At 68.8% G+C, this 292-nt stretch carries 1 pseudogene; it reads right to left on the bottom strand.

Annotation, left to right across the window (positions count from 1 at the left end):
- Positions 1 to 292: pseudogene (locus BST14_RS31985) on the bottom strand (hypothetical protein); the annotation flags it as partial.

The following is a 292-nucleotide window of genomic DNA, read 5'->3' as shown; positions in this document are numbered from 1 at the left end:
AGCCGGTCATGTAGCAGGCAGCGAGGGCGGCCTGGCGGCTATCCTCGGCGATTTCCAGGCGGTAGGCGTCGATCGCGATGTCCTGGGTGGCGGAGGCGAACGCCACCAGCAGGGCCAGGCCGATCAGCCAGGGCAGGTGGCTCTGCGGATTGCACAGGGCCATGCCGAGCAGTCCCAGGGCGATCAGCACCTGCGAGAACACCAGCCAGGAACGGCGCCGGCCGAGACGGCCGACGAAGGGCAGGCGCCACTGGTCGAGCATCGGCGACCAGACCCACTTGAAGGCGTACAC

Source organism: Mycobacterium arosiense ATCC BAA-1401 = DSM 45069, assembly GCF_002086125.1.
GTDB classification, from domain to species: domain Bacteria; phylum Actinomycetota; class Actinomycetes; order Mycobacteriales; family Mycobacteriaceae; genus Mycobacterium; species Mycobacterium arosiense.
Note: the sequence above shows the minus strand (reverse complement) of the source record. Positions and strands in the feature narration are given on the sequence as shown.